Consider the following 21957-nt stretch of genomic DNA (forward strand, 5'->3'; position numbering starts at 1 on the left):
ATGACTAGGAACAATGAGTTTCCGTGTTTCCATCATATTCTTTACTGTAAAAATGGAAGTTAGTGCAATCGACAGAACCATCCCCTGCAATAGTAAAAGTGGCTTTAAGACTAAGTCCATCATACCAATGCGCGTTTTCTTGAAAGTAATGTTCACGTAACACCTTAAAATGTTCATGACTTACATTCTGCTGAATGAGATGGCTGACTTCAACCTCACCACTCTCTGCATCAAAGCGATACTCAGCTTGCTTGTCCGGGTTCCCAAGGAAAAAAAACTGCTTTTTAGAGGACAATAAAGTATCTATCAGCGCAATTTGCCCAAGTTGCGATCCCACGATATTAAAAACTGCTTCCTGTTTTACCGTTAATTTTTTAATAAAGTTTTTCAGATGAGATTCTTTCATTTCTGGGCTAATTTTATCAGTAGTGGACATTTTTAACCCGTCTACATTATATGTTCCTCTGCATATATCTTTGAAAATCTGTTTAGTTCCGCCATTATTCCCCTGCACTCTTAAATCACCAAAAATATATCTTTTAATTGCTGCAGCAAAATCTATTTTCAAATCTTGGTCAGTATTGATTCTTTCCATATTATAGTATGAAAGGAACTGTTTCTCTTCTAGTAGTAGAGTGTGGCGATCTTGGCTATATATATCCTGCTCGCCAATAAAGAACGTAATGTTATCTTTATTCGGATGGTCCTCTACTCTAAATAAATTCCTATACACTGGCTCAGACATTAATTTAAGTTTATTAAAAGTCTCTACCCGATCTCGTAGAGTTATGCTTGCTGATGTGCCATGAGCATGGGTTAACCTGTAAAGTTCATTCATTACATCCTGTTTTTTTTCCGGGCGGAAATAATCCATGATTTTGTCCCATAATCCCAGATGCGTTGCATGGTCTTTATCCTGTGAAATCATTCGTTCAAGGCGACTTTCACTAACTAAAACCGAACGAGTCCCAATAGTTACAGCTATGCTCATAATATCCTCCTGTCACTTTAGATACCGTTACATTACAGTGCTTATTTATATGCGGCTTTAATATTACGATTGCGCTATAATCGCAGACTGATAAATGCAGGTGTGTCATAAAAACAGTATTCAGCATAGAGTTTAAAGTTAATTTATCATTTTGTTTTTTCAGGTTTTTACATCATGAAAATCAAGCGTATATTGTGGTGACATATTACTTTTTCATCACGACAATTTTTCCCACTCTGCTTCTATTATCACGACCCCTAGCACTGATTAAGTTATATTCAGAGTTCAGCCATCAAGTTTTTTCTCAGCAGACCGATACTTGATACTCAATGTGCTTTCCGTTTGAACGAAAAGATGGCCAATAAACTATAAAATTTATTATGAAACGACTTTTTTTGACTTCCTGGTTAACGCTATTCGCAATGCCCGGACTGGCAAAAAGTCAGAATGGCAGTATCTTTGTCAGCCTGAAGCTGTACGCAGCATGCCAGATTTCACCAGAGACCAGTGATACCCCATACGGGGCAAACCCGCAGGTAAATTGCCCGAAAGACGCCGGTTATGCCCCCAAAATTACGCGTTCTGAGACTGTAACACTACGGAAAAATGAGGTCATAAACGATGTGCAGCTTCCTGTTCAATTGATGACTTTAGAATGGTGATCGAGAACGTGTGGCTCGAAAGTGATCAACGCCGGACATAAAAAAACCGCTTACCGAAAGGCAGGCGGTTTTTTTCACGATCAACAAGTCGATGCAATATCTATCAGATACTAAAGGAAGAACCGCAGCCGCAGGTTGATTTGGCATTCGGGTTAGTCACGATAAAACGTGAGCCTTCCAGACCTTCAGTGTAATCCACCGCACCCCCCACCAAATATTGCAGGCTCATTGGGTCAACCACCAGCTCAACCCCTTCTTTTTCAATGGTCATATCGCCATCATTGATCTGGTCGTCGAAAGTAAAACCATATTGGAATCCGCTACAACCGCCGCCGGTAATGTAGACCCGCAGTTTCATATTCGGATTTTCTTCATCTGAAATCAGCAATTTTACTTTTTTCGCCGCTGCCTCGGTAAACTGCAGGGGCAATACTGTTTCGTCGCTCATACTCTGTACTCCCAACCGGTGTTCGAGTTGCAGGTCACTACAATGGCAGCCTGATCTATGTGGCAATTATCTAATACCTGAGTAATGGGTTCAAGTATTCCCGGTAAATGATATATTTTATTTACCTGTTTCAACCGCCGTTTCCCGGGCTTTTGCCGCTTCTGCGGCCTGTTCCTGACGCTGTAAGGTACGGGCTAATATGGCAGAATACAATGGCTTACCGCCCATAAATTGGGCAATGAGCGTCGCCCCCAGACAGGTCACGATCATCGGTAAAATAAGTTGGTAGTTATCGGTCATTTCCAGCACCAGAACGATGCCCGTCAGGGGCGCACGGACGGATGCGGCAAATAATGCCCCCATTCCTGCGATAGCAAAAGTCCCTGCTTCAATATTATATTCTGGGAAAAAGTGGCCGCAAGATAGACCAAAGGCGGTACCTAACATGGTGCCCAATGCCAGCATCGGTGCGAAAATGCCGCCCGGCGCACCAGAGCCGAAGCACAGCAAAGTGGTGATCGTTCGAGCGATAAAGATAAACAGCAGCATACCGATGGTGTAATTTCCCGCTGCCGCGATAGGAATTAGCGAAAAGCCACCGCCGACGGTTTCAGCCTGAATGACCCCTAACAGCCCGCACATACCGCCCAGTAGTCCACCAATCATCAGCAGTTTACGCCAGTCTCCGCCGTGGAAACGCATAAACATATCCTGAGTGCGAAATACCAAAGCATTGAACGCTACACCCACCGCCCCAAACAAAATTCCCAGTGCCAGATACAGCCAAAGGGTATTCAACGGCGCATCGCCGAGGCGACCAACGTCTATCAGTGCTTTTTCACCGTTAAAATAGCGGTAAACAATGGTCGACATAATAACGCCGACAAATACCGCCTTAATCGAAACCAGGCTGTAGCGGAACTGAGAGCGCATTTCTTCGATAACAAACAAAATCCCCGCCAGCGGCGCATTAAAGGCGGCGGATAAACCGGCTGCGGCCCCTGTTGCCAATAGAGAATGTCTCGCTTCTGGGCTACGGAGTCGGAAAATATCCACCACCATTCGTCCGGTGTTGCCCCCCATCTGCACCATTGGTCCTTCACGCCCCAGAACCATTCCAGCGCCCAAAGTACCCAGACCACCGAAAAATTTTACCGGAATCACCCGCCACCAGCGAACCGGGCGCATTTCCTCCAGCGCGCCTTCGATTTCAGGAATGCCGGAACCACCTGCTTCTGGGGCAAAGCGGCGAACCAAAAAGTAACCGACCATGGCCAACAGTGCAGAGAGGATGAAAGCCAGCGGCCACACCAGAATGGCGTAATCTGCAACCTGCCCTATCGCTGCAAAGCGTTGCTGTTGGACCCAATCGACGCCACGATCGAAAGCGACACCGAGCAAACCGGTAATGACCCCAACCACGCCCGCCATAACTAAAATAATAATCGGCGTTTTATCACGATTAATCAGGGTTCGAATGAAATGACCACGCCTAATTCGTAAGGCGCCAACGTTAGGTGTTTGTTGTGTTGAATCAGTCATAGTGAAGTTATTTATCAGTTGAACCAATAAGTAATACAAATAGACGGTGTGCAGATTTTAGCGCACAACCGACCTATTCGCCTGCATAAAATCCGTAGAGGCATGATCTGGCGCAGGATGCCGCGAGTTGGCGATCTTTTTTCCTTAATGAGAAAGCGGGCTATAGCCTGCATTCCTACACGAAAGATGCCCAATTATTTGATAACCGCCGTCAGTACTTTAGAATGAACGGATTAATTCCTTGCCAAGCCCAATTCAGGAGCCAGTTAATGAATAAGTCCGAAAGTTTGTATGCCCAGGCGCAACAGTTGATCCCCGGCGGGGTTAACTCTCCGGTGCGTGCATTTACCGGTGTCGGGGGCGTACCACTATTTATCCATCGGGCTGATGGCGCTTACCTTTTCGACGTCGATGGCAAAGCCTATATCGATTATGTTGGTTCTTGGGGGCCAATGGTGCTCGGTCATAATCATCCGGCGGTGCGCAACGCGGTTATTGAAGCGGTTGAGCGCGGCCTGAGCTTTGGCGCTCCCACCGAAATGGAAGTGAAAATGGCTGAGTTGGTTACCAATCTGGTGCCAACCATGGATATGGTGCGGATGGTAAACTCCGGCACTGAGGCTACCATGAGCGCTATTCGCCTAGCGCGCGGCTATACTCACCGCGATAAAATCATCAAGTTTGAAGGTTGTTATCACGGCCACGCCGATTGCCTACTGGTTAAAGCCGGCTCCGGCGCTCTGACCCTTGGGCAGCCTAACTCTCCGGGCGTTCCGGCCGATTTCGCCAAGCATACCCTGACCTGCACTTACAATGATTTAGCCTCTGTACGCGCTGCTTTCGAACAATATCCGCAGGACATTGCCTGCATCATCGTCGAGCCGGTTGCCGGCAATATGAACTGCGTACCGCCGCTGCCAGAATTCCTGCCGGGCCTGCGCGCGCTGTGTGACGAGTTCGGGGCACTGCTGATTATCGATGAAGTAATGACCGGTTTCCGCGTGGCGCTGGCCGGTGCGCAAAGCTATTACGATGTAGAACCGGATCTGACCTGTCTGGGTAAAATCATCGGCGGCGGTATGCCAGTCGGTGCTTTTGGTGGCCGTCAAGAAATCATGGAAGCGCTGGCGCCGACCGGCCCGGTTTATCAGGCGGGGACTTTGTCCGGTAACCCGATTGCCATGGCCGCCGGTTATGCCTGCCTGACGGAAGTCTCGCAGGTTGGCGTACATGAAACCCTGACCGAGCTGACCGACACTCTGGCTGCTGGCCTGCTACATGCGGCAAAAGAGGAGAATATCCCGCTGGTCGTTAATCACGTTGGCGGCATGTTCGGCTTGTTCTTTACCGATGCTAAATCAGTGACTTGCTATCAGGACGTCATGGCTTGCGACGTAGAACGTTTCAAACGCTTCTTCCATCTGATGCTGGAAGAAGGGGTTTATCTGGCGCCGTCCGCCTTTGAGGCTGGCTTTATGTCCGTAGCGCACAGCGCAGAAGACATTCAGAAAACCGTGGATGCCGCTCGCCGCTGTTTCGCCAAGCTGTAAGGTTCACCTGACGTTAAACGTAAAAACCCGCCTTTTAAGCGGGTTTTTTTATTCTCTGTAGGCAATCAGAAAATCACCGAATAACCGAGAGTAAAGGTACGCCCGCGCCCTTTGAAATCATACAACGAGGCCGGTCCGTACAGCGGGCTGTAGAAGACCTGAGCCCGTTGCCCCCAAATTGTGGTGTATTCAGTATCCAGCAGGTTTTCGATAGAGAAAGAAACCTTACCCACCGGCAGACTGTAAGAACCCAACATATCCACGGTGTTGTAGCCATCCAGTTTCATTCCAGCGCCATCGGTCACATCGAACGCCTGCTGAGTCTGTACTCGCAGATTCCAGTCTCCCGGCGTCCAGCCTACATAAGCGGTCAGTTTTGACGGGCTGGCTTCAGTGATAGTCACTTTGCTCCAGCCCGTTTTTGTCTGATTTTCAGAGCGAATCAGGTTGAAAGAGGCACCGGTGGTCCATTCTGGCATTGGCAGACTGAAATCAACTTGCCCTTCCATCCCGTAAATACGACGTTTGCTATCCACCACATCAATATTTAACGTGGATTTATTGTAGTTAATCGATTTATCCGACTGCGTGTAATAGGCCGCCAATTGGGTAGTGACGTTATCGCCCAGATAACGCCAGCCTAACTCATAGGAGTTGGTTTTAATCCCTTGCAGGCGAGAATCCGCTACGTTAATGCTGTCTTTTAGGCGATAGTGGTCGCCCACTTTGACGTAGTTGCCCTGACCGTAATATTTACCGATGTCTGGCAATTGGAACGCCTGAGAAAAGTTTAGCCACATTTGCTGATTTTCGGTCAAATGTGCCAATACGCCAGCGTTGAATAACAGATTATCGTAGCTGGTTGTGCCGCCGGGAATAGCATCGGCGCTCTTAGCCTGACCAGAGGCAACGGCTTCCTGTTGAGTGGTCCCCACAAAGTCGTTGATGGTATTTTTCGCATATTGATAGCGCACACCGCCGTTCAGCGTGAACATTTCCGATAACGCATAGTCCGTTTGCATAAACAGTGCGCTATTAGTCACGCTGTAGCCCGGATAGCGGCCAATCTGATAAATGCTGCTCATATTCATGCCGCCGCTGGCATTGGCTTTCGCCATATCGAAACTCATCTGATTTGCATCAAACTCTTCCCGATCAATGTCCGCGCCGTAAGTTAGATTCCACCTGTCGGTTAATGTACGGGTAAGCGCTACTGTTGCACCGTATTGATCGGTATTTTGCTGAGAAGTGGAATAACTATCGACTTTGGTTTTATCGGCGTTCAGCCGCGGGAAGGGATGGAAATCCAGCTTTTCGTTACGATAATAAGTTTGAGCCAACAATTCTTGGCCGAAGAAATCTTTATCGGTATAAGTGAAATTCAGCAGGTTACGCTGAGTGCCGGGAATGCGGTCCGAATACATACCGCTGCGGTTTTCTGCGTGTCCACCTTTGCCGGTCACAACGGAGAAGTCCTTACCTAAATACAGCGCATGATCGCCATCGCCGGCACTTTTGTAATACTGCGCCAGCACTTCGATACGGCGATTAGTATCCAGATTAATACCGCCATTGGCCATCAAATCCAGGCGGTCGGAATACTGTAAACCGGTCTGGGTGATATCCATGGTGATAGGATCGCCTTTGCCATCGTACCCGCCACCAAAACGACGATAAGACGCAGAAATGCGTCCGTCGATATGTTCATTGCCGCCGCTCCACGCCGCGCCAAAGTTGTTATCCATATCATCGCTATTGTTGAAACCACTTTTAGCGCCGGTTTCGAATTCAAACTCGGAGCCCAGCTTACCTTTTTTAGTAATGATATTGACCAAACCGCCAATACTGCCGCCGCCGTAAAGTGCGCTGGCGCCGGAAAGCACTTCTACACGTTCAATATTGAACGGATCGATAGAATCCAGCTGACGGCTACCGGCGCGGGAAGTATTCATCCGCACTCCGTCGATTAGCACCATCATTTCGCGGCCACGCATATTCATGCCGAAGTTAGTACGCCCTTGACTGCTGACGTCCATACCCGGCACCAATTGCGCCAGAATTTCTTTGATATCTTTACCGCCACCGGCCTGCTCGGAGATTTGCTGGTTGTCGATAATCCAGGTGGTCTGGGCGATATTCGCCACGGTTTTATTAGTGCGACTGGCGGAGATCACCATAGTATCGGCGTTAGTCTCAGCGGCAGCATAAACACTGCTGCTCAACAGTGCCGCGGCAATAACAACAGTATCTCTGAGCAACTTCTGACGATTATTTTTCATTAGCGTACCGCGAAGGAAGTTATGACGAAGTGTAAAAAACGCGTAAACACTAATACAAATAATTTCTATTCACAAATGAATTATTAACAGGCTTTTCAAAATGCGACCACACCAGAAAATCGCGAAGAAATGCCGTGAATTAGCCGAGTTTTCAACGGTGAATTTGCGTCAGGTTAGAATAATTTTCTGAGGGGATATCCCAATTAAAGAGCGGGGCTGGATTCGGCGCAGAGAGAGTTCTCTGCGCCTGATAAAGGCTTAATTGCTCTGTTTACGTAACAAATAGACGAAGTAAGGCGCACCAATAAAGGTGGCCAGTAGACCCGCCGGAATCTGGTAAGGAAACAGCAGCATACGCCCGAACCAATCGGCAAACACCATCAGCAAGCCGCCAATGATGGCCGCAATGATTAACTGTGGAATAGCACGACGGAAGCCCAGCATCCGCGCCATATGTGGCGCCATCAGGCCGACGAAGCTCAGCGGCCCTACCGTTAAGGTTGCAGCGGCGGTCAGGCTGGCGGCCAGCAGTAATATCGCTAGGCGGCTAGGAGCCAGTGCCATTCCTACCGCTCGCGCCGTTACACCGCCCAGAGGCAAAATCATTAGCCAGCGACGACACAACGGAGCCAAAGCCATCAACACCAGCGCGATAATTGCGGTGGATAATGCCTGTGAACCGGTGACGTTATAGGTAGAGCCAGAAATCCACGCCAGCACGCCACGCATTCGCGGATCGCCACTGGCCAGCAGCATGGTGATTATTGTGGTAAATGCAGTACTGACCGCGATCCCCGCCAGCAGCATTCTACCGGGAGAAAAACCGCCGCGCCCGGCGACAACCGAAATTAGGAATAAAGTAACCGCCGCCCCCAAACTTCCAGCGGGCAACAGCCATACCAAGGCATTGCCCGGCACAATAAAGAGCATCATGACCACGCCAAAAGCGGCGCCAGAGCTGATACCTAGCACTTCCGGGCTAGCCATTGGGTTGCCGGTCAGCTTTTGAATCAGCGTACCGGCTACCGCCAGCATCATCCCGGCAGCCAGAGCAGCCAGAACCCGCGGCCAGCGCCATTGCAACAGCGCCGAAAGATGATCGCCGCTAATCCACTGCCAGCCGTGACTGTCGCGGCCAAACAGCAGAGCCACCGCCAATCCCGCCAGCAAAAGTAATAAGCCGGCGCTAGCCCATCTCAGTAAACCTTGACGCTCTGCCGGCACTTTATCGCCAATATTCATCGCCGGCGGCGTGACACTGTGTAAACGTGGCAACAACCATAGCAACAGCGGCGCACCGATTAACGCCGTCGCGGCACCGGTGGGAATTTCACGCCATACCGGTGTGAGCCAAACCATAATTTGGTCGGTCACCCACAGTAATAATGCACCGATTAAAGGAGCCAACAGCAGCCGCTGCGATAAGCGCCGTGCGCCGAGAATTTTCGCTAGTAACGGAGCGAACAGGCCAATAAAACCGATAACCCCCACGGCATTGACCAGCATTGCGCTAAATATGATAGCCACCCCCAACGCACCAAGGCGAGCCAACGACAGGCCTAGCCCCAGATTGCGCGCCACGCCATCATCCAGCCCCAGTAAAGTCAGCGGGCGTATCAGCAAGGCCGCCAGCAGCCCAGCAAGTAACAGGCGAGGCAGAATAAACTGCACCGCGCTCCAATCCTGCTGATTCAGTGCCCCGCTGCTCCACAGGAAAAGTCCCTGTAATTGATCGTAATTAAACAGCGCCAGTAAGTTACTCAACGCGCTGCAATACAGCCCCAGAACCAAACCGGCCAGAATCAGCGTGATCGGGGACATTCGTTTGCCCCAGGCCACGCCAAATACCAGCAAGCCGACGGTTACGCCACCGGCCATCGCCGCCAGTTGACGCGTGAAATCACCGCCGGGCAGCATCCATAACGTTGCCACCGTCAGCCCTAACTGAGCACCGGCAGACACACCCAAAGTGGCAGGTTCAGCTAACGGGTTGCGCAATACTTGTTGGAACAATACCCCCACCAGCCCTAAACCAGCGCCGGTCAGTAACGCTACAGCCACCCGAGGTAACTGGCTGTAATAAAACAGCATTTGTCGCACATCGTCGATATTGGGCGACCATAGAGCCAGATACCAGTCGGCAAACGGGAGTAATTGATTGAGGTTATACAACGTTAACGCCGCGCCGAAAGCCAACAGTAGAAACATCAGCCCAATCGGTATTAGCCGTTGAGAACGCAGGAAAGCGGTGCTCATGAAGGTTGCTCCAACGCTTGTTCCAGTAAACGAACAAAACGCATCGCCGATAAGGTTGCGCCGTAGAACCATACCGGCGGCAGTTCCCGTAACCGTTGCTGGCGCACAAAGGACATGGATTGCCATAGCGGCGTACTGGAAACCTGTTTTAGCAACTGGTCGTTACTGTGGTTAAAACAGATAGCTTTCCCCGGATTAACCTGTGCCAGACGCTCGATACCAACGATGGTGCTGCCCCACAGATTGGTTTCCCCCTGCCAGGCATTTACGATGTTTAGCTCGTCAAGAACCCCTTGAAACAAGCTATTTTGCCCAATCACCAGCGCATGGCGGCTATCCAGCAGCGAAAACATCAGTAACGAGCCTGGGTTATCTCCCTGCAATCGCCCACGGGCGGCGAGGATAAAAGCGTCGAATTCGGCCAGATGACGCTCTGCCGCAGCCTCCATACCTAAACGTTGCCCCAAAGCTCGCACAGATTTTCTGCCCGATGCCAACGGCGAACCACCCGGCGTGTTAAAAGCAAAACTCATACTCGGTGCGATAGGCGCCAGTCTCTGCGGCGTGGGGCCGTAGCCTTCAGAGAGTAAAATCAGTGAGGGAGCCAGTTGTTGCAACAACTCCAGATTCGGTTCGGTACGCTGCCCCACGTCAATCACGCTGGCGGGCAGCTTAGGTTCTTCCACCCATTGACGATAATTATGAATATCAGCCACGCCCAGCGGCGTAGCGCCAAGAGCCATCAACAGCTCCGTGGGCAGCCACTCCAACGCGACGATCTTGCCGCTATCAGGATAAGATGTCGCTCGCCCCGGCAGTGCGAAAAGCAATGGCGAAGCCGCCAGCGCCATCAGAAAACGGCGACGTTCTCTATCAGGTACAGCAGAGGAAAATTGATTCATTAATAGACAAAACTTACCGGCGAACCGCCAGCCGGATGCGGCAGAATTCCCATAGGGATGCCGTAAATTTGTTCCAATACCGAGCCCTGCATCAGGGATTCAGATGCTCCTTGCGCGATCATTTCACCGCCGCGCAGCGCCACCAGATAATCACAGTAACGAGCAGCCATATTAATATCATGCAGTACTGCAATCACTGTCAGGCCGCGCTCGTGGCTCAAACGTTGAATCAAACTCAGTACTTCAACCTGATGGGCAATATCCAGCGCGGAAGTGGGTTCATCTAGCAAAAGACAGCGACTGTTTTGCGCTACCATCATCGCCAACCAGGCGCGCTGACGTTCGCCGCCGGATAAGCTGTCCACCAATCGATTAGCCAAAGGCTTGAGATCCACCAGCGCGATTGCGTCCTCCACCTGTTGGCGATCTTCTTGCCGAAAACGCCCCAATGCTCCATGCCACGGATAGCGGCCAATAGCGACCAGCTCACGCACCGTCATCCCTTCAGCAGCAGGCAATTGCTGCGGCAGGTAGGCCACTTCGCGGGCGAAATCTTTGTTATCCCACTGACTCAACGGAATATCGTTTAGCAGTACGTCACCGGCGGATGGCAACTGGTGGCGACCCAGCATTTTTAGCAAGGTGGATTTGCCCGAACCGTTATGGCCAATCAATCCGCATACTTTTCCCTGCGGAAAACTCAGCGACAGCGGCTGTAATAGCGTGCGGCCGGGAACGGAAAAACTCAGTTCCCGAAGAGTGAAGTTACTGGATTGCCTAGCCTGTCTATCCTGCATATTACCTAACATAGCGCCCTGTTATAACGGCACGATGAGAAAATGAATAAAAACGATAATAATTATCAAAGCAATCAGTTTATGCGTAATAACCAACTCACTGCAAGATCTAGGGGCGGACGATAATCAGCGGTGATATTAACGGAAAAACTGCATTGCTTGCCACCGCTGAGCGCTCTCAGAGGGGCCAGCATCATCCACGGATAGCGGCAGAATAACTCTGAGCGAGATCAAAAGAGCGAACGTCAGGGATAATACGAGGGAAAATCAGGAAAGGACTGGCGCGACTGAGGCCGCGCCAGTTTAGCGGGAAGTTACTGCCCAAACATATCTTTAATCCAACCGGCTACGCCGTCACCTTCGGTTTGTGGCTGCGGTTCGGCCGCAGCCTGACACAAGCCCTGCGGGTTTTCAGTCCACACTGGAATGGTGCGCCAGCTGCCGCCGTCACAGATAAAGTTACCGGCAGAATCAATACTCATCTGGCTAATTCCTTCCGGCGGTTGCAGCATCAACGGCAGCGGAGTTTGGTTTTCCAGATAGCGACGATACAGAGTTAACGCCCCGTTGGCACCGGTCAGCTTAGCCGGACCATTGTTATCGCGCCCAACCCAAACAATTGCTACCTCTTTGCCATCAATACCGGCAAACCAGCTATCGCGCAAATCGTTGGTAGTACCGGTTTTCGCCGCCAGATTGTATTTCCCAAACTTGGCTGACAGAGAGCGAGAGGTCCCACGCTGTACCCCTTGCTGCATGGTGTACAACGTCAGGTAAGCCGCCTGCGCCGGAACCATACGCTCCGCCTGCGGGAAGCTCTGATACAGTACGGTACCGTCTTCCGCAATCACCGAGCGTACCGCTGACAACATAGCTCGGTTACCGCCGCTGGCAATAGTCTGATACTCCTGCGCCACTTCTATTGGCGTCAGATCGATCGCCCCGAGCAACATCGCCGGAACCGGATTAATGACCGATTTAGGAATGCCTAAGCGTTGAAGCGTGGCGCTGATTTGATCCAAACCAACCGCCATCCCCAGATTCACCGTCGGTACGTTCAACGAATTTGCCAAAGCATCCATCAGCATCACTTGCCCGCGGAACTGGCGATCATAGTTCTTCGGCTGCCAACTAGTGCCGTTCGGCAATTTGATAGAAACCGGCTGATCCGCCAACCAGGTATTCAAGCGGTATTTGTCCGGCTGACTCAGGGCGGTGAGGTAAGTCGCCGGTTTCGCCAGAGAACCAATCAAACGCCGCGCCTGCATTGCCCGGTTGAAACCGGCAAACTGTGGCTGCGCACCGCCGACCATTGCCCGGATTTCGCCGGTAAAGCGATCAACCACCACTACCGCAGCTTCCAGATCTTTAATATTACGTGCCGCTTTCAGCGCCGGAACGCCGTCTTCCACAGATTTTTCAGCGGCGTCCTGTGATACCGGATCGAGAGTAGTAAAGATCTTCACGCCAGACAGATCGTTTACCTTGTCGCCGAGTTTTTCCTGTAGCTCCTGACGAACCATCTGCATAAAGGCAGGCTGCGGCGTAATAACGCCGCCTTTCGGCTGTACGCCCAGAGGACGAGCGCTGAGCATATTATACAGCTCGGCATCGATGATCCCCTGATTTTGCAGCAATTTCAGCACCAGATTGCGTCGTTCCAGCGCCAATTTCGGGTTACGCCACGGGTTGTACAGCGATGCCCCTTTCACCATCCCCACCAGCATGGCCTGTTGATCCAGACTCAGTTCGTCCACCGGACGACCAAAGTAATACAGGCTGGCCAGCGGGAAACCGCGAATCTGATCGCTGCCACTCTGGCCGAGATACACTTCGTTCAGATACAGCTCCAGAATACGATCTTTGCTATAGCGATAGTCCACCAACAGCGCCATGTAGGCTTCATTGGCTTTACGCAGCAAAGAGCGCTCGTTGGTCAGGAACAGGTTTTTTACCAACTGCTGAGTTAGAGTGCTACCACCCTGTACCGCTTTACCCGCGGTCAGGTTAGCCACTACCGCACGCCCGATGGAATAAGGGCTGATACCGTCGTGCTCGTAGAAATGACGATCTTCCGTTGCCAGCAAGGTATCTACCAGCAGATCCGGGAAACCGGCGCGCGGTACAAACAGGCGCTGCTCGCCGTTTGGCGATTGCAACATAGTGATCAATTTAGGATCGAGGCGGAAGAAACCGAAATCGCGCTGATTATCCAAGTTGACGATCTGCGCCAAACGATCGTTTTTGAATACCAGACGAGCGCGGATCTGCCCTTCTTTACCATCCGGGAAATCAAACGGTCGACGCAGCATTTCAATGCTGTCGTTTTGCACCGTAAACTCGCCCGGTCGGGTCATGCGGCTCACCTGACGGTATTGCATTCCTTCCAGCAAATTAACCATTTCTTTTTTGCTGTAGGCCATGCCCGGTTCAAGGTTAACCATGCGACCATAAACTGCCGCGGGCAGTTGCCAGACTTTGCCATCAATACGGCTGCGGATTTGCGAGTTAAGATATACGCCGTAAACCGCCAGCAATACCACCGCCACGATAAACAGTTTGATCAATAGGCCGAGCCAACGGCGCTTTTTGCGCGCAGGACGAGATTTTACCTTTCTTGGCACGGGTTTATCCTCGTCGTCATAGTCATCATCGTCGCGATCATCATCATCCAGATAGTCTTCTTCATAATCATCTTCATCACGTCGACGACGCAAGGGCCGTTTCGACGCGGATTTGGCCGCAGGTTTTTTACCTTTGCGCCCCGTAGGCTCGCGGTCATCTGACATGTATTTTCTCCACTACTTCCACGCGTATTGGCGGGCATAGCCGCTTAATGTCCCCTCCGCCTCAGAGCGAGGGAAGAGGAAACATCTGAAATAATCAGCTCTGATACTTCTTGGTGCGCCGGGTCGGTAAGGTATTCGCCGGATCGTCCGGCCAGACATGCTTGGGATAACGCCCTTTCATCTCTTTTTGTACTTCCCGATAGGCTCCTTGCCAGAACGCGGCCAAATCACCGGTAATCTGTAAAGGGCGGTGAGCCGGAGATAACAGCTCCAACACCACGGCAACCCGCCCTTCTGCAAGGCGCGGGCTGCTTTGTTCACCAAAAACTTCCTGTAGCCGCACCGCCAGTACCGGCGGTTTATCATCATCATAACGAATAGATAGTCGGCTACCCGTGGGCACAGTGTAATGACTTGGCAGCGCACTATCCAGCCGCTGACGTTGTTGCCAGCTTAATAAACGGGTTAAAGCTTCAGCAATATTAACCTGTCGCAGACCGCGCAAATCACGAACCCCTTGTAAAGCGGGCTGTAACCACAACGCCAAATTGTCCAGCAAACTCTGATCGTCCACCGCAGGCCATTCGGCCTCCGGCAGCCAGCGCGCGGCACAATGTAGGCGAGTGCGTAGCTGGCGGGCATTCTCATCCCAATTCAATACATTTAGCCCTTGATCACGCACCCAGTTCAGCAATGCCTGCTGTAGCGCCTCATCGCTGGGTTTGCTCAACGGCTGGGCTTTCAGAGTTAAACGGCCAATCTGCCAGCGGCGCCAGGCGCGCAAAGTACCTTTTTCTTCGTCCCATTCCACCGCGGCTTGTTCCGTCACGCAGTGGGGAGACTGTTTAACCAATTGATCGATATCAACCGGTAGCGCCAGCAAAATGCGGGCGTCCGGCCCGCTGGCATGTTGTAACAAACTCATCGCCACTAGCCAAGGAGCACGAGACAAAGCATCATCCTGCGCCATTGCCGCCCCCATACCGTTAGCCAGCAGATAACGTCCATCCTGGCCACGCTGCTGCGCAATACGGTCCGGATAAGCCAGTGCCAGTAGCCAACCGGCCAAATCGCTATCGACGCTGCCTGCCCGCTGCGGCAAACGTTGCTGTAATTGTCTGGCGCGTCGCTGCCAATGGGCCTGAGGGCGACTCAGCCAATAATGTAAATCGATCTGGCCGCCGCGTGGGGGTTCTTCAATTATGGCTGCCAGCAGCGCGGCGGTCGCCAGTGCGTCCTCGCCATGCTTCGCCGCCGCACACAGCATCGCCGCTAGACGCGGCTCGCAGCCCAACGCCGCCATAGCGCGACCCATCATCGTCAACTGGCCGTTGTCATCAATGGCTCCCAAACGCCGTAGTAAATCCTGAGCCGCCGATAAAGCAGACGCTGGCGGGCAATCTAGCCAGTTTAGCTGGGAAACGTCCTGACATCCCCAATGCAGCAGTTCCAACCAGAAACTGCATAAATCGCTGCTGAGCACTTCCGGCTCGGCGTATTCCGGTGCTCGCTCCGCCTGCTCTTTGGCAAACAGATGCCAGCAAATCCCGGCCTCTAATCGACCGGCTCGCCCAGCCCGCTGAGTCATTGACGCCTGACTAATACGCTGCGTTAATAATCTCGTCAGACCATTTTTAGGATCAAAACGTGCAACCCGCTCCAGCCCGCTATCCACCACCAGCCGAATTCCTTCGATGGTTAAACTGGTCTCGGCAATATTGGTGGCTAACACCACTTTGCGGCGCCCCTTTGCCGCTGGCTGAATGGCCTTTTGCTGCTCGCCCAGTGGCAGTGCGCCGTACAACGGACAAAGATCGGTATCAGCGGCCACTTCACCGTTCAATCGCTCCATGACCCGATGAATTTCAGTCACTCCGGGCAAAAACAGCAGCAGAGAACCGGATTCTTCGTTCAGTAAGCGTTTCACCCGATTGGCAACGCCATCCTCTAACCGCTCATGGTTGGATAGTGGCTGATAGCTGCGTTCTACCAGGAAACTGCGCCCCGCAGAAACGATCGCTGGGGCATCGGGCAATAACGCCGAAAGCCGTTGGTTATCCAGCGTTGCGGACATAATTAACAGCTTCAAATCTTCCCGTAGCCCTTGCTGTACGTCTAACAGCAGCGCCAGTGCCAGATCAGCTTGTAAGCTACGCTCATGGAATTCATCCAGAATCACCAGCGACACGCCTTGCAACTCAGCGTCCTGCTGTAACATACGGGTCAAAATACCTTCGGTAACCACTTCTAGGCGAGTATTCGGACCGGTTTTACTTTCGGCACGCATGCGATAACCCACTGTTTGCCCCGGTTCCTCTCCCAGTTGTTGCGCCAACCGATAAGCTACGTTTTTTGCTGCCAGCCGACGAGGTTCCAGCATGATAATGCGCCCTGCCAACCCGCCCCGTTGCAGAATTTGCAGCGGTAGCCAGGTGGACTTTCCTGCGCCAGTTGGTGCATGAAGCAAGACTTGCGGCGAAGATTGCAACGCAGACAATAGATCGTCAACAACAGCACTGACGGGCAAAGAAGACACAGCACACTCCACGAAGGTTAACTTTCACAGTCAGGCATTGTAGCATCTAGCCCTTACGCCGTATTTAGTCAGGCTTTAACGATGCGAAACCTTATTAATGACAGATTCAGCAAATAATCCGAGCCGCCGCCTGTTTTTCGCTTTGGCACTGCCACGATCGCGCCAACAGCACATTATTCAGTGGCGGGCCGATCATTTCCCCGAAGAAACCGGCCGCCCGATCGCCGCCGCCAATCTGCATTTGACGCTGGCCTTTCTGGGAGAAGTGAGCGAGCAGAAATCGCAGGCGCTTCGGCAACTGGCTGGCCGTATCCAGCAGCCAGCCTTTACCGTGACTCTGGACGATCTCGGCCACTGGCCCGGTTCCGGCGTGGTATGGCTCGGGTGTAAACACGCCCCCAGAGGATTGCTACAGCTAGCGGAATTGCTGCGATCTCAAGCGGCACGCAGCGGTTGCTACCAAAGCCCGATGCCGTTTCATCCCCATGTCACGCTGTTTCGCAATGCCACACGCCCAGTCAGCCTGCCGCCCAAAGTAGATGCCGGTCAATTCACGCCGAGCCAGTTCTCGCTTTATGAATCCGTCTATAGCCGTGGGCGCACCCGCTATAAAGTGATACAAAGCTGGTCATTGGGTGAGAAAAAAAGGGAACAAGATGCGATTTAAGACCCCGCTACAACACGCCACTCTGATTCAGCGTTATAAGCGTTTTCTGGCAGATGTGATGACGCCTGAAGGTGAAACCCTCACTATTCACTGCGCCAATACCGGAGCCATGACCGGATGTGCAACACCAGGTGACACAGTTTGGTATTCCACTTCGGACAATCTTAAGCGTAAATATCCCCATACTTGGGAGCTAACCCATACCCAAACCGGTGATTGGATCTGCGTTAATACTATGCGTGCCAATGAGTTAGTCTACGAAGCAATAACACTGGATGCAATACCAGAATTATCCGGTTACAGTGCTGTCTACCCTGAGGTAAAGTACGGCGCGGAAAATAGCCGTATCGACTTGTTATTACAGGCAGAAAATAGATCCAACTGCTATATTGAAGTGAAGTCTGTAACCTTATTGCAACAACAGTGCGGATATTTCCCGGACGCGGTGACGCTACGGGGTCAGAAGCATCTGCGGGAGCTACAAAACGAGGTTGCTGATGGGCACCGGGCAGTATTGTTCTTTGCCGTATTGCATTCGGGTATCACCCAGGTTGCAGCGTCCCGACATATTGACCCGCGTTATGCCAATTTGCTGGCGCAGGCTCAAGCGTCTGGGGTGGAAGTTATCTGTTACGGTTTTCAACTATCGCCTGACGGTATTGAGCTTGCTGCTCGTATACCGTTATTAACGGTTTAGTCACTAACGGCCAACTGCTGAATAAAAAGCCGATTGCCGGATAGGGTCTCGCCAAATACGCCTTCCTTCACAGCATTGTCAAGCAGGCGACAGGAATAATTGCCAACCTACCTTCCATCTGTTATTTATAGCGGCCTGATTTTTCCCCCGTACTTTGGGGAATCGTTCGATAGTGCGTATGAATGTAGGAGAAGCATCATGCAAGAAGGGCAAAAACGTAAAACCTCGTCCTTGAGCATTCTCGCCATCGCTGGGGTGGAGCCGTACCAAGAGAAGCCAGGCGAAGAGTATATGAATGCCGCCCAGCTTTCGCATTTCAAGCTGATTCTTGAAGCATGGCGCAATCAGCTCAGGGATGAAGTAGATCGTACTGTATCTCATATGCAAGACGAAGCTGCTAACTTCCCTGACCCGGTTGACCGCGCTGCTCAAGAAGAGGAATTCAGTCTTGAACTCCGTAACCGCGATCGTGAGCGCAAGCTTATTAAGAAGATCGAGAAAACGCTGAAAAAAGTAGAAGATGACGATTTCGGTTTCTGCGAATCTTGTGGTGTAGAAATCGGTATTCGCCGTTTAGAAGCACGGCCAACTGCGGATTTATGCATTGACTGTAAAACTTTGGCTGAAATCCGCGAAAAGCAGATGGCTGGCTAATTCAGCAAGAACGTGTAACACGGTGCCAGGCTTTCCCTGGCACCGTATAACACAACGGGAGCAACCTCCCTCTATTTATGTCAGAAAATCATCGCTATGTGGGGCGCTTTGCTCCCTCTCCTTCCGGAGATTTACACTTTGGCTCGCTCATTGCGGCCCTCGGAAGTTACCTGCAAGCCCGTGCTCAAGGCGGGAGTTGGTTAGTTCGTATTGAAGATATTGATCCACCTCGGGAAATTCCAGGTGCTGCGGGTCGTATCCTCACCACTTTAGACCATTATGGCCTCCACTGGGACGGTCAGGTTATCTATCAATCCCAACGCCATGATGCTTACCGCGCCGCCCTTGATTGGCTACGCCAGCAAGGATTAAGCTATTACTGCACCTGCACCCGTAGCCGTATTCAGCAAATTGGCGGTTTCTACGACGGTCATTGCCGCAGCTTGCATTTACCTCCTGATAACGCCGCTATCCGCCTGCGCCAAACTCATCCGGTTTACGTTTTTCAAGATCGACTGTTAGGATCGCTCCATGCCGATCCCGCGTTGGCGGAAGAAGATTTTATTATTCGCCGTCGTGATGGGCTGTTCGCCTATAATCTGGCGGTAGTGGTGGACGATGCGTTTCAGGGCGTGACGGAAATCGTGCGCGGCGCTGATTTGATCGAGCCTACGGTGCGTCAGATTGCGTTGTATCACCAGTTGCAATCCCCTGTGCCGAGTTATATTCATCTGCCGTTGGCGTTGAATCATGACGGTAATAAGCTATCTAAGCAGAACCACGCTCCTCCGCTACCTGATGGCGATCCGCGCCCAATTTTAGTCGCCGCACTGAAATTTCTGCGTCAACCGGTGCCAGAAAGCTGGCAAGATCTTGATCTATCGTTATTATTACGCTGGGCAGTTGAACACTGGAGCTTGGATTTACTTCCCCATCAGGGTGCAATAACTCAGCCAGAAAACATAACGGCATTCTCAAAGGAACCTCGGTGAGCTATGATTAGCCGCTGTTTTTCCGTAGTTCTGTTTATTATTAGTCACTATCGAGGTGTACCATTTTTACCCGAGTAGCCAATTTCTGCCGTAAGGTACTGATCCGCGAAGACAAAACTGTCCGTGAAGATAAAGTTACCGGTGAAGATAAAGTGGCCCGCAAAGAAAAAAGGCCCGCTAGAACTGATACCGGCCGCGTCAAACAAGCGGTGCAGCCTGAGGAAAAACGTCAAATGACGGTAATCCCACGGGATCAACACAATATTTCCCGCAGAGAAATCAGCGATAATGCGCTGAAGGTACTCTATCGTCTGAATAAATCAGGCTATGAAGCCTATCTGGTCGGCGGCGGTGTCCGCGACTTACTGCTTGGCAAAAAACCAAAAGATTTTGATATCACCACCAGCGCGACGCCCGAGCAGGTTCGTAAACTGTTCCGTAACTGCCGTTTGGTTGGCCGCCGTTTCCGTTTGGCTCACGTTATGTTCGGGCCGGAAATTATCGAAGTGGCCACTTTCCGCGGTCATCACGAGCAGCAACAGCCTGAAGGCAATGATAAAAATTCTTCTCAGCAAGCTCAGAACGGAATGTTGCTGCGCGACAATATCTTCGGATCCATCGAGGAAGATGCACAGCGCCGTGACTTCACCATCAACAGCTTGTATTACGGGATTTCCGATTTTGCCCTGCGGGATTACACCGGCGGCCTGCGCGATCTGAAGCAAGGTATTATTCGCCTGATCGGCGATCCGGAAGTTCGCTATCGTGAAGATCCGGTACGGATGCTGCGCGCCGTGCGTTTTGCCGCCAAGCTGGATATGACTATCAGCCCGGAAACCGCCGAGCCGATCCCGCGTTTGGCTCCGCTGCTGCGTGAGATTCCGCCAGCGCGTCTGTTTGAAGAATCGCTCAAACTGCTGCAATCCGGTTACGGTTACAAAACGTATCTTAAACTGTGTGAATATCAGCTTTTCCAGCCGTTATTCCCGCTGATTGCCCGTAATTTTACCGAGCATAATGATTCGCCAATGGAGCGAATTCTGGTTCAGGTATTAAAAAATACCGATTACCGCCTACAAAATGATAAGCGGGTCAACCCGGCGTTCCTGTTTGCGGCTATGCTTTGGTATCCATTGATCGAACATGCGCAAAAACTGGCGCAAGAAAGCGGTCTGGCTTATTACGATGCCTTCGCGCTGGCGATGAATGATATTTTGGATGAAGAATGCCGTTCACTGGCGATTCCAAAACGCATTACTGCGCTGGTACGTGATATTTGGCTGTTACAGTTACGTCTGTCTCGCCGTCAGGGCAAACGGGCACACAAACTGATGGAGCATCCGAAATTCCGCGCGGCCTACGATTTGCTGGCTCTGCGTGCCGAAGTGGAAAATAACCATGAACTACAGCGTTTAACACAGTGGTGGGGAGAATTCCAGGAAGCGACGCCGCCGCATCAGAAAGCAATGTTGAATACTTTGGGTGCCGACCCCGCGCCGCGCCGTTCTCGCTCACGCCGTCCGCGCAAACCCACCCAACGTAAAGAAGGGGCATAACAGGTCTATGATCCGGGTTTATATCGCGTTGGGTAGCAACCTTGCCCAACCACTGCAACAGGTTAAAACCGCCCTAGAGGCGTTGGAACATCTTCCACGCACCCGTCTGGTCGCCTGTTCGCAGCTGTATCGCACTAAACCCCTTGGACCACAGGATCAGCCCGATTTTCTTAACGCCGTGGTCGCTCTCGACACGGCGCTGCCTCCAGAACAATTGCTCGATCATACCCAGGAAATCGAACGTAATCAGGGTCGTGTACGTAAAGATCAGCGCTGGGGACCTCGCACGCTGGATCTGGATATTATGCTGTACGGCGATCGAATGATTAATACCGAACGCCTGACGGTGCCGCATTACGGTCTGAAAGAGCGCGAGTTTATGCTGTATCCGCTGGCAGACATTGCGCCAGACTTGATTTTCCCCGACGGAGAGTCCCTCGCAGATCGCCTTAAACTGGTGCCAAAGAACGGCCTTATCCCTTGGTAATGGCAGATTAAGTTGCGAGCTCTCTCGCGTTCCCCTTCCTACTTTCTATCCCTTCTGTGCATTCCTGCCGAGAGTTTGCTAGCATTCAGACCACTATATTTATAATGTAAATGCCTTATCTACATGCATTAATCAGCGGTAGACTGGCGTTA

The 21957-nt window shown here is 51.6% G+C and carries 16 protein-coding genes; 7 read left to right on the forward strand and 9 right to left on the reverse strand.

All coding sequences use genetic code 11. The features are described from left to right. Positions 1–4: 4 nt before the first annotated feature. From AD970_RS16090 to clcA, 3 genes are all read right to left on the reverse strand, one after another. Entirely contained in the window at positions 5–991 is a 987-nt protein-coding gene (locus tag AD970_RS16090; RefSeq protein WP_049601286.1) for a hypothetical protein, read from the reverse strand. Positions 992–1756: 765 nt separating this feature from the next. Next, complete coding sequence (erpA, locus tag AD970_RS16100; protein WP_049601291.1) at positions 1757–2101, reverse strand: iron-sulfur cluster insertion protein ErpA; 345 nt, start codon at positions 2099–2101, stop codon at positions 1757–1759. Between the two features lie 117 nt (positions 2102–2218). Next, positions 2219–3643: a H(+)/Cl(-) exchange transporter ClcA gene (clcA, locus tag AD970_RS16105; RefSeq protein ID WP_049601294.1), complete on the reverse strand. Its 1425-nt coding sequence runs from the start codon at positions 3641–3643 to the stop codon at positions 2219–2221. 269 nt (positions 3644–3912) lie between these two features. On the opposite strand from clcA, the gene hemL reads away from it, so the two are divergent. After that, the gene (gene hemL, locus AD970_RS16110; RefSeq protein WP_049601296.1) at positions 3913–5193 is read left to right on the forward strand and encodes a glutamate-1-semialdehyde 2,1-aminomutase; all 1281 of its coding nucleotides are present in this window, start codon (positions 3913–3915) and stop codon (positions 5191–5193) included. 65 nt (positions 5194–5258) lie between these two features. Here the strand turns inward: hemL and AD970_RS16115 are convergent, their stop codons facing one another. From AD970_RS16115 to hrpB, 6 genes are all read right to left on the reverse strand, one after another. After that, entirely contained in the window at positions 5259–7472 is a 2214-nt protein-coding gene (locus tag AD970_RS16115; protein WP_049601298.1) for a TonB-dependent siderophore receptor, read from the reverse strand. Between the two features lie 258 nt (positions 7473–7730). Further along, positions 7731–9728, reverse strand: coding sequence for a Fe(3+)-hydroxamate ABC transporter permease FhuB (gene fhuB, locus AD970_RS16120; protein ID WP_049601301.1), 1998 nt, complete (start codon positions 9726–9728; stop codon positions 7731–7733). Further along, positions 9725–10630: a Fe(3+)-hydroxamate ABC transporter substrate-binding protein FhuD gene (gene fhuD / locus AD970_RS16125; RefSeq protein ID WP_049601304.1), complete on the reverse strand. Its 906-nt coding sequence runs from the start codon at positions 10628–10630 to the stop codon at positions 9725–9727. The genes fhuB and fhuD overlap by 4 nt, the downstream gene beginning before the upstream one ends. Next, positions 10630–11427: a Fe3+-hydroxamate ABC transporter ATP-binding protein FhuC gene (fhuC, locus tag AD970_RS16130; protein ID WP_049601366.1), complete on the reverse strand. Its 798-nt coding sequence runs from the start codon at positions 11425–11427 to the stop codon at positions 10630–10632. The genes fhuD and fhuC overlap by 1 nt, the downstream gene beginning before the upstream one ends. Before the next feature lie 314 nt (positions 11428–11741). After that, positions 11742–14216 carry a bifunctional glycosyl transferase/transpeptidase gene (gene mrcB / locus AD970_RS16135; RefSeq protein WP_049601307.1) on the reverse strand — a complete coding sequence of 825 codons (2475 nt, stop codon included), beginning with the start codon at positions 14214–14216 and terminating at the stop codon, positions 11742–11744. A gap of 94 nt (positions 14217–14310) precedes the next feature. Next, entirely contained in the window at positions 14311–16752 is a 2442-nt protein-coding gene (gene hrpB, locus AD970_RS16140; protein WP_049601310.1) for an ATP-dependent helicase HrpB, read from the reverse strand. Between the two features lie 97 nt (positions 16753–16849). On the opposite strand from hrpB, the gene thpR reads away from it, so the two are divergent. The 6 genes from thpR to folK all read left to right on the forward strand — a co-directional run bounded on the left by thpR (position 16850) and on the right by folK (position 21805). Continuing rightward, on the forward strand, positions 16850–17419 hold the full coding sequence (thpR, locus tag AD970_RS16145) for an RNA 2',3'-cyclic phosphodiesterase (protein WP_049601311.1): 570 nt from the start codon (positions 16850–16852) through the stop codon (positions 17417–17419). Next, entirely contained in the window at positions 17409–18116 is a 708-nt protein-coding gene (gene sfsA / locus AD970_RS16150) for a DNA/RNA nuclease SfsA (RefSeq protein WP_049601313.1), read from the forward strand. Before thpR ends, sfsA begins: the two co-directional genes overlap by 11 nt. A 198-nt stretch (positions 18117–18314) precedes the next feature. Further along, on the forward strand, positions 18315–18770 hold the full coding sequence (gene dksA / locus AD970_RS16155; protein ID WP_002209354.1) for an RNA polymerase-binding protein DksA: 456 nt from the start codon (positions 18315–18317) through the stop codon (positions 18768–18770). A 77-nt stretch (positions 18771–18847) separates the two neighbouring features. Continuing rightward, positions 18848–19762: a tRNA glutamyl-Q(34) synthetase GluQRS gene (gene gluQRS / locus AD970_RS16160; protein WP_049601315.1), complete on the forward strand. Its 915-nt coding sequence runs from the start codon at positions 18848–18850 to the stop codon at positions 19760–19762. 233 nt (positions 19763–19995) lie between these two features. After that, the gene (gene pcnB / locus AD970_RS16165) at positions 19996–21318 is read left to right on the forward strand and encodes a polynucleotide adenylyltransferase PcnB (RefSeq protein ID WP_235786951.1); all 1323 of its coding nucleotides are present in this window, start codon (positions 19996–19998) and stop codon (positions 21316–21318) included. Between the two features lie 7 nt (positions 21319–21325). Beyond that, positions 21326–21805 (forward strand): 2-amino-4-hydroxy-6-hydroxymethyldihydropteridine diphosphokinase, encoded by a 480-nt coding sequence (folK, locus tag AD970_RS16170; protein WP_049601322.1) that lies wholly within the window; start codon positions 21326–21328, stop codon positions 21803–21805. Positions 21806–21957 lie beyond the last annotated feature (152 nt).

This window comes from Yersinia nurmii, assembly GCF_001112925.1.
In the GTDB taxonomy this organism is placed as follows: domain Bacteria; phylum Pseudomonadota; class Gammaproteobacteria; order Enterobacterales; family Enterobacteriaceae; genus Yersinia; species Yersinia nurmii.

Excerpts from the sequence above, each read along its gene's own strand:
- AD970_RS16090 (WP_049601286.1), bottom strand. The coding sequence starts at position 991 with ATGAGCATAGCTGTAACTATTGGGACTCGTTCGGTTTTAGTTAGTGAA.
- erpA (WP_049601291.1), bottom strand. The coding sequence starts at position 2,101 with ATGAGCGACGAAACAGTATTGCCCCTGCAGTTTACCGAGGCAGCGGCG.
- clcA (WP_049601294.1), bottom strand. The coding sequence starts at position 3,643 with ATGACTGATTCAACACAACAAACACCTAACGTTGGCGCCTTACGAATT.
- hemL (WP_049601296.1), top strand. The coding sequence starts at position 3,913 with ATGAATAAGTCCGAAAGTTTGTATGCCCAGGCGCAACAGTTGATCCCC.
- AD970_RS16115 (WP_049601298.1), bottom strand. The coding sequence starts at position 7,472 with ATGAAAAATAATCGTCAGAAGTTGCTCAGAGATACTGTTGTTATTGCC.
- fhuB (WP_049601301.1), bottom strand. The coding sequence starts at position 9,728 with ATGAGCACCGCTTTCCTGCGTTCTCAACGGCTAATACCGATTGGGCTG.
- fhuD (WP_049601304.1), bottom strand. The coding sequence starts at position 10,630 with ATGAATCAATTTTCCTCTGCTGTACCTGATAGAGAACGTCGCCGTTTT.
- fhuC (WP_049601366.1), bottom strand. The coding sequence starts at position 11,427 with ATGCAGGATAGACAGGCTAGGCAATCCAGTAACTTCACTCTTCGGGAA.
- mrcB (WP_049601307.1), bottom strand. The coding sequence starts at position 14,216 with ATGTCAGATGACCGCGAGCCTACGGGGCGCAAAGGTAAAAAACCTGCG.
- thpR (WP_049601311.1), top strand. The coding sequence starts at position 16,850 with ATGACAGATTCAGCAAATAATCCGAGCCGCCGCCTGTTTTTCGCTTTG.
- sfsA (WP_049601313.1), top strand. The coding sequence starts at position 17,409 with ATGCGATTTAAGACCCCGCTACAACACGCCACTCTGATTCAGCGTTAT.
- dksA (WP_002209354.1), top strand. The coding sequence starts at position 18,315 with ATGCAAGAAGGGCAAAAACGTAAAACCTCGTCCTTGAGCATTCTCGCC.
- gluQRS (WP_049601315.1), top strand. The coding sequence starts at position 18,848 with ATGTCAGAAAATCATCGCTATGTGGGGCGCTTTGCTCCCTCTCCTTCC.
- pcnB (WP_235786951.1), top strand. The coding sequence starts at position 19,996 with ATGACGGTAATCCCACGGGATCAACACAATATTTCCCGCAGAGAAATC.
- folK (WP_049601322.1), top strand. The coding sequence starts at position 21,326 with ATGATCCGGGTTTATATCGCGTTGGGTAGCAACCTTGCCCAACCACTG.